At 41.4% G+C, this 7100-nt stretch carries 7 protein-coding genes and 1 pseudogene; 5 read left to right on the forward strand and 3 right to left on the reverse strand.

The window, feature by feature from the left end; translation table 11 throughout:
• Positions 1–59 precede the first annotated feature (59 nt).
• The 5 genes from PHP87_RS09735 to PHP87_RS09755 all read left to right on the forward strand — a co-directional run bounded on the left by PHP87_RS09735 (position 60) and on the right by PHP87_RS09755 (position 5198).
• Positions 60–221 (forward strand): hypothetical protein, encoded by a 162-nt coding sequence (locus PHP87_RS09735; protein ID WP_299920768.1) that lies wholly within the window; start codon positions 60–62, stop codon positions 219–221.
• A gap of 85 nt (positions 222–306) precedes the next feature.
• Positions 307–699, forward strand: a complete 393-nt coding sequence (locus PHP87_RS09740) for a BlaI/MecI/CopY family transcriptional regulator (RefSeq protein WP_299920771.1) — start codon at positions 307–309, stop codon at positions 697–699.
• 2 nt (positions 700–701) lie between these two features.
• The gene (locus PHP87_RS09745; protein ID WP_299920773.1) at positions 702–1982 is read left to right on the forward strand and encodes a M56 family metallopeptidase; all 1281 of its coding nucleotides are present in this window, start codon (positions 702–704) and stop codon (positions 1980–1982) included.
• A gap of 37 nt (positions 1983–2019) precedes the next feature.
• Complete coding sequence (locus tag PHP87_RS09750; RefSeq protein WP_299920776.1) at positions 2020–3630, forward strand: glycoside hydrolase family 26 protein; 1611 nt, start codon at positions 2020–2022, stop codon at positions 3628–3630.
• 14 nt (positions 3631–3644) lie between these two features.
• On the forward strand, positions 3645–5198 hold the full coding sequence (locus PHP87_RS09755; protein WP_299920778.1) for a DUF5050 domain-containing protein: 1554 nt from the start codon (positions 3645–3647) through the stop codon (positions 5196–5198).
• 98 nt (positions 5199–5296) lie between these two features.
• On the opposite strand, the gene PHP87_RS09760 is transcribed toward PHP87_RS09755, so the two are convergent.
• The 3 genes and pseudogenes from PHP87_RS09760 to PHP87_RS09770 form a co-directional block, all read right to left on the reverse strand.
• Positions 5297–5443: a type II toxin-antitoxin system HicB family antitoxin gene (locus tag PHP87_RS09760; protein WP_299920780.1), complete on the reverse strand. Its 147-nt coding sequence runs from the start codon at positions 5441–5443 to the stop codon at positions 5297–5299.
• Positions 5444–5509: 66 nt separating this feature from the next.
• On the reverse strand, positions 5510–6049 hold the full coding sequence (locus PHP87_RS09765; protein WP_299920783.1) for a hypothetical protein: 540 nt from the start codon (positions 6047–6049) through the stop codon (positions 5510–5512).
• Positions 6050–6183: 134 nt separating this feature from the next.
• Positions 6184–7100: pseudogene (locus PHP87_RS09770) on the reverse strand (hypothetical protein); the annotation flags it as partial.

Consider the following 7100-nt stretch of genomic DNA (forward strand, 5'->3'; position numbering starts at 1 on the left):
TAGCCAGATTATCTACCATCTATTGATAAAAAGAATTTTATCGGTGGGTGGTTTTTATATTGGCTGAAATCCCGGGAATAAAGCCGTTCCTGCTTTTTGCAGGAGCGGCTTTTATCATTTTACGTCATGTTATTTTGGTGCTGATAAACAAACCCCTGCTATTTTTCCGTCGTGTTGGTAGGGTTAATCGATATGTTCTCTTGCTGGTTTTTGGTAAATAAAAACAGTTGACTTTGAAATTCTACAAATGTAGAATAAGAAAAAGATTTGGTTTGCGTAGTATTAAATGAGGAAAAGGAGAAGGACATGGAACACATAAAACGACTGCCGGACAGTGAGCTGGAATTGATGATGATCATCTGGGAAGCGGGGCAGCCGGTTTCTTCTGCCTATATTATGGACAAGCTGGCCGGGGAGAAACATTGGGCCAATACAACCGTGCTTAACTTTTTAGCTCGTTTAGTGGACAGGGGGTTTCTGGCGATCAGTAAGCAGGGAAGAGTAAATTATTACACTTCTCTCATTAATGAGCAAGATTATCTTAACAAGGAAAGTAAATCATTTCTGAAAAGAATGCACATGGGCTCACTCAAGAATTTTGTCGCGGCCTTATATGACGGGGATGCGATAAGTAATGAAGACCTGGCGGAATTAAAACAATTTGTGGAAGAGATTGCCGATAAAAATAAAGAGGGCTAGTTATGATAGAAATTCTTTTTAACATTCTAACTTTATCTCTGAGTATGACCCCGATCATTGCAATTTTGCTTTTGACTGCACCTTTATTGAATAAAATATACATATCAAACTGGAGATACTTTATATGGCTGGCTGTCTCGCTAAGATTGATCATTCCTTTTTCCGGCGGAGCAGCCACACCGTTCAGTTTTAATATTGCTTCCGCACCAAAAGAAAGCATCTCTGCTGTCAGCGGTCTGGTTCCCCATGCAACATCTACTGTGAGCAACTTATCCGCCACTGCTTTTGATTTCATTCTTGGTATTGGTATTGTCGAAATCATGGTGATACTTTATTTGGCTGGTGCGCTGGCATTTCTATTGGTCAATATTAAAAGCTATCTATCATTTCGCAGTATTGTCAGAAGTCGTTTAAGTGTATCGGCAGAGAGCAAAATTGCCCGTTTAGTTGCTGAGATCAGCTGCCAACAGGGACTGAAATCAAAAGTTAAAATTTGTATTTGCCAAGAAGTATCGGGACCGCTGGTGGTTGGTTTATTCCGGCCGGTCCTGTTGCTGCCCCATGATCATTATGATGATACCCGGTTAAGAATGATCTTAAGCCATGAGCTGAACCATATCAAGCGTCATGATATCGCCTATAAAGTATTGCTGCTTCTGGTGCGCACGGTTCATTGGTTTAACCCCTTAGTACATATCATGGCCGCTCGGGCTGAACGGGATATTGAAATCACTTGTGATCAAATTGCCTTGCAGGGAACCGGGACCGAGGAGAAAAGATTGTACAGCCTGATGATCATTGAAATGGCTGCTCATAACGGCAGAAATATTAATCCGGCTGTTTCTACCGGTTTTAAAAGCGGCAGAGAAAGTCTCCAGGACAGAGTCATAAATATATTCGATAGGAAACATAAGAAAAAAGGGACTGGGGCATTGGTTTTCATCCTTATTGCGCTGCTGTTCGGCGGCAGTTTAATACAGATCAATGATCTGCCGGTAAAGGCTGGGGAAATAATTTCTGCCCCCCTCTATGAGCAGGGTATCATTCGGGACAAAAATACGGCTCCTATTGATGATCGATCTGGTATTGATGTAGATGATCCATCAATCAACAACCATAACGCAGACATCGATAAGCAGGAAAAAGAAGCAACGGAAGCGCCAGCAATTCCTTCAGCTCAGACCATAGAACCGGAAACCCCTTCACAGCCGGCAGAAGTAGTAATCATAGATCTTGCACAGTTAACTTCTGACCAAACCATTGATACTGCGCAAGACAATTAGCCGCTCAATTGAACATGACAGGGGACGGGTAATAGATATGAAAACATTGACAACAAGCAAACTATTCAAGTGCATAATGATCATTATCAGTATAACCTTATTCTGGCTGGTTTTATCGGGCACGAACCTGCAGACATCCGGGTTTTTAAAAATAGAACAACGGGCAGGGAGTGCGGAATTGCCGCCGGCAGCTCAAGAAAGTGCCTATCTTATTGTCTGCATGCCTGAGGACCGGGTCATTTTTGTTAATCAGGTGGATGGTTATGGGATCACTATTCCAGCGGCTATGAAAGTCACTGAAAATGAATCCAGCTACATAAGAATGGTACTGGAAGATGAGCACCGGAGAATGGAAATATATAAACAGCCATTGACTGCGAATAATATTTCAGCCAATGCTTATATATCCTATTCCAACTATTTCTTAAAGAATACCGCTGACCACAAAGCGGAATTGCAAAAGAAAACTGATATCAATGGGTTTCCGACTGTGATCAATCAGTGGTCAAGAAATAAGTTATTAAATGTAGCTGATGATAAGAACTACTATGCCTGTATCGATATAATGGATAAAGGCTTTGTTTACACCTTTCTAGTCAAAGCAGATATTCCTTTTGATCAATGTGGCGGTTATGAAGAACTTTTTGCAGGGTTTTATACTTTTCCAGCAACGGTCAAGCCTTCTACTGTAAAAATGAGCAAAACTGAAAATGAATTCTGGAATACCGAGACCCGGGACTTCTATAACCAGTATTTCTCCCCGGAAAGTGACCTGACCTGGGGTATCTTTAAATATTCCGCCCCCCAGGACATGTGGGAACTGAATCATTTGGAAAAGCAGCTGGAGCATGATTTTAAGTTTTTACTGGTTTACAAGCATGTACAAAAAACTTTTACACCGGGCTATGTGAAATCGGACCTGGACAAGGCTTATGCCAAAGGCAAGACTCTTGAACTTACCCTGCAGACAACCAGTCAGGAAGCCGGGGAAGGCAATATGGTCTATGACATCTTAAACGGGCAATATGATCCTTTCCTGCAGGCATTTGCAGCGGAAACTGCGGCGTTTGGACACCCGGTCCTTTTCCGCTTCGGCAACGAGATGAATGGTGACTGGTGTGAATATTCCAGTTTCCATACAGCCAGAGATCCGGAAATTTATAAAGCGTTATATAAATACATCTACGAAATTTTTACTGCTACAGGTGCTGAGAATGTTATCTGGGTCTGGAATCCCAATGAAAAATCCTTTCCTAATTTCAAATGGAATCATGAAATCATGTATTATCCGGGGGATGAATATGTTGATGTAGTGGGGCTGACCGGCTATAATACCGGGAATTATTATAACGGTGAAAAATGGAGGAGCTTTACCGAGATTTATGATGAGCTGTATTTAAAAGCGGTGCGCGTATCTGACAAACCACTGATGATAACCGAGTTTTCCTCCAGCAATGCCGGCGGCAGCAAAGAAGCCTGGGTAGAAGATATGTTTGACAATCTTTCTAAGTATCCGCGCATAAAGGTCGCCATCTGGTGGAATGGCTGTGATTTAGATGCTAATGGCCAGGTGGCTCGGTCCTATTTTATTGATGAGCCACAAGAATTACTTAAAATATTCAGAGATCATTTAAAAGATTGTAAGTGAGAGGGGAGATCAAGATGAAGAAAAAACTAACCACACTGTTACTGATGATCATATTTACGCTGGGCATATTTTCTGTTCCAGCCCATGCTGCAAGTGGCAATGTAAAAGTTATTTTGCCGGCTTTTAAGGTGAGATTGAACGGGACGGTCATTGAAAATGCAAGCAACCAGTATCCATTGATCGTGTACAAAGATATAACTTATTTTCCTATGACTTATTACGACTGCCGCTTCCTGGGCCTGGAAAGTGTATGGGACAGCAGCACCGGACTAAAGATCGCCAAGACCGGCGTCAATTGGGGATACCATAAATATCAGGCAGGTGGCAGAAATAATACTGCTTATACAGCGGCCATTGCTGCCTTCAAAATCAATGTCAACGGCCAACAGATCGATAACAGCAAGGAAGAATATCCCTTGCTGGTGTTTAGGAACATTACTTATTTCCCTCTGACCTGGCGGTTTGCGGTGGATGAATTTGGCTGGAAATATTCTTTTGATGAGAGAAACGGCCTGGTGATCAATTCAGCTGCTTCCGATACGACGGCAGCCCAGCTGACGCTTCCGATCGTTACCCTGCCTGATGGGGAAAAGGGGGCCTTTACGATGGCCGGAAACTATTATTACTATCAAGGGGAGAAGGGTAAAATTTATCAAGCACCGGTCGCTAATCCCACAGAACGCAGAGAAGTTTATCAGTTGACGGAAAGCTATTATTTTGGTTATGAATATGGGCTGTCATCATTACATACTGACAACGGTAAAGCTATTTTGAAATATCATAGCGGCGGTGCCACCATGGGATCCGATCACATTATCTGGCTGAAGGAGGACGGTACGACCGAGGATATTGACCACGGTTATTCCGCGATAAGAATATATGATGATTACACCGTCAGGGTCGATCACTGGGCTCCTCCGATTGCTGATAATCTGCAGATCAAAAACACGGGTGAGAATGAATACACCAATGTGGGCGACCCGGAATGCTATTTTGGCCGCTTCTTCCTGAGTGACAGTCAGGGCCTCTCATCCCAGCCCAGTCAGGATCTATACTTGATTGACGAAGAGATTTATGTACTTGGTTACTATCAAGATAAAAACTTGCCAACTACCACCGGTATCTACCGAGTAAATATCCACAGCGGCAAAACAGCAAGAGTCTGTGAAGCAGAGGCGTCCGGTTTTAAAATTACCGATGACATGATCTACTTTACCGACCGTAATCAATATCTGTACCGGGTTCCGTTAAGCGGAGGGCAGGCCGAACTATTGATCAGTCAAGCGGTAAGCCAGTATGAAGTGCTGCAGGGGCATTTATATTATGCGCTGGCAGACACTGGACAGCTGTTTGCTCTTGGTAATGAGGAATCGATCAATCCCGGCGGGCAGCTCAAAAAAATGGAGATCCAGAATGGTTATTTGACGGCGATTTTTAAAAAAGAAAGTGAATCCCCTTATAAAATGATGATTATTGATAAAAACGGCCAGATACTCTATAAAACCATGGAAAATATACTTCTGGTAAGAATTGAAAACGGTAAAGTGATTTTAGTGAAAGATAATTGAGAATTGGAGGAGGCAAAATGACTAATTTGGTCATCAGTCTGCCTCTGAGCCGATGGTAATAGAATCATGGGTCATTGTGAACTCCCCACGGGGTGGCACTAGATAGCCACCTCCACCTCCACGATCTCTTCTTCGTTCCCTAAAGGCAATCCCATCTCTTTTCTTGCTTCTATGCAACCGTAAATAGCTTCTTTTATGTTTGCTAATGCTTCTTCTCGTGTTTTACCCTGGCTGGCACAAAACACTTGCGAGTTCCTTTTGCGTGAAATATGGATGGGAAATTAAAATAGACTTTTCTTTCTATAAAATGTTTAGTTAGCTTTTAATACTGTTAAATCTCGCTTAAGTTCTTTTAACGCATAGGTTAACAGTGCAAGAATGCTCTTTAGATAGTCGATTCGTTCCTGTGATGCATTAGCTTCTAACAGAAGCTGATTACGAAGGGATTTCTCTCTGGCCATAGCTTCACCATACAAAATCTGTTCTTTTTGTTTAATTTTCTTTCTTCGAAAAACCAGAAAGAAAATAGATCCAACTAGAGCTAATAGCCCATCATTAAGATTTGCTGCTGTCAAGTATGGCAGATGTGAACTTATAAAGGTGCCGGCAGCATCCTCAGATGGAATATATTCTTCGGGATTGCTTATTTTGCTTGTACCGTATGCATAAATAGCGCGAAAAGAAATATCCGCTTCAGCAATAGTTTGAAGGGTTATCCTAAGTACATTAGCAATTTCGCTGCTGTTAATAACCCGGTCTTGATCTTTTAATGCTCTGGAAGCCTCGGTAATAACTATCTCAACCGGTTTTAGTGAGCTTATTGTCGCAAAATTCAAATCAGGTAATAACATTTTCTTTTCTCTTCCTTCCTTTGCTGTAATCAGTGGGCAAAGAACCTGTCCCCCTTTACCCTCCAATAACTTGAAATACGGACAGTTATGCTTGCTGCTCTCACAAGCTCAATATCATTGATTTTTATAATTTCTTATTTGGTGGTAATAGTAAAACAGTCTCCTGGAGCCTCTCCTATATAAACGACCTTTCCATTTTCGGGAAGCTTCACGGGTTGATTACCGTTTACCGTAGAATAGTAAACACAGGACTCTTCATCATAAACAGCAAATGACGCGTTTTCCGGCAAATTAACCGTCATTGTTTTACCGGCATCATTTTGGCTGATAGTATACCATCGAGCATATCCGTTCTCCTGGATTGTGCAGATAGCATTATCCCCCGCATACATATCGACCATATCTTTTTCACTAATAAAAATCGAGCCAGCATTTGAAAGATATTCTTTCCCGTCAATATTTGAAATTTCAAGGGTTCCTAAATCGCGGCCTGACATAAGAGGAATTTGTACATCCTGCCAAGCCGTATCAGAATCAACAATTTTATATTGTACGGCATAGCCTGGCAATTCTTTATTGGTGGTGATTTCAAAATGCGAGCTTTCCAGCTTATGATAAGCTTGACTTTGTGGAATTTCATTTACAACATAATATTTTGTTCCGTTTCGTTCATCCCATGCTTTTTGCGATACATCATCTATAATATTAGGCTCTATTTTCTCATACTCATATGAAGTCATAACCGTCTGTCCTATATTAGGCAAATTAAAAATTATTTTGATCTGTATATATGTTTTCCCATTTGACTCATTCACAAAAGTCAACTTTTTGCTACCATCTTCGTTGACAAATACACCTTCAGATGTATAAAGATAAATTTCATCAGGTATATCTTTATGTGATAAAGCCGAAATAGTGATTTTCCCCTCTGTTCCAACACTTACATTCTTAACCATGGCGTTGTTAGCATAGATACCTGCATATGAAGTTAATTCTAATGGTATCGAGGATAGAACCGGTGCTTGAAGGTCTCTAGGTGGAATAATTTCTG

This window comes from Syntrophomonas sp. (genome assembly GCF_028707975.1).
GTDB lineage: Bacteria > Bacillota > Syntrophomonadia > Syntrophomonadales > Syntrophomonadaceae > Syntrophomonas.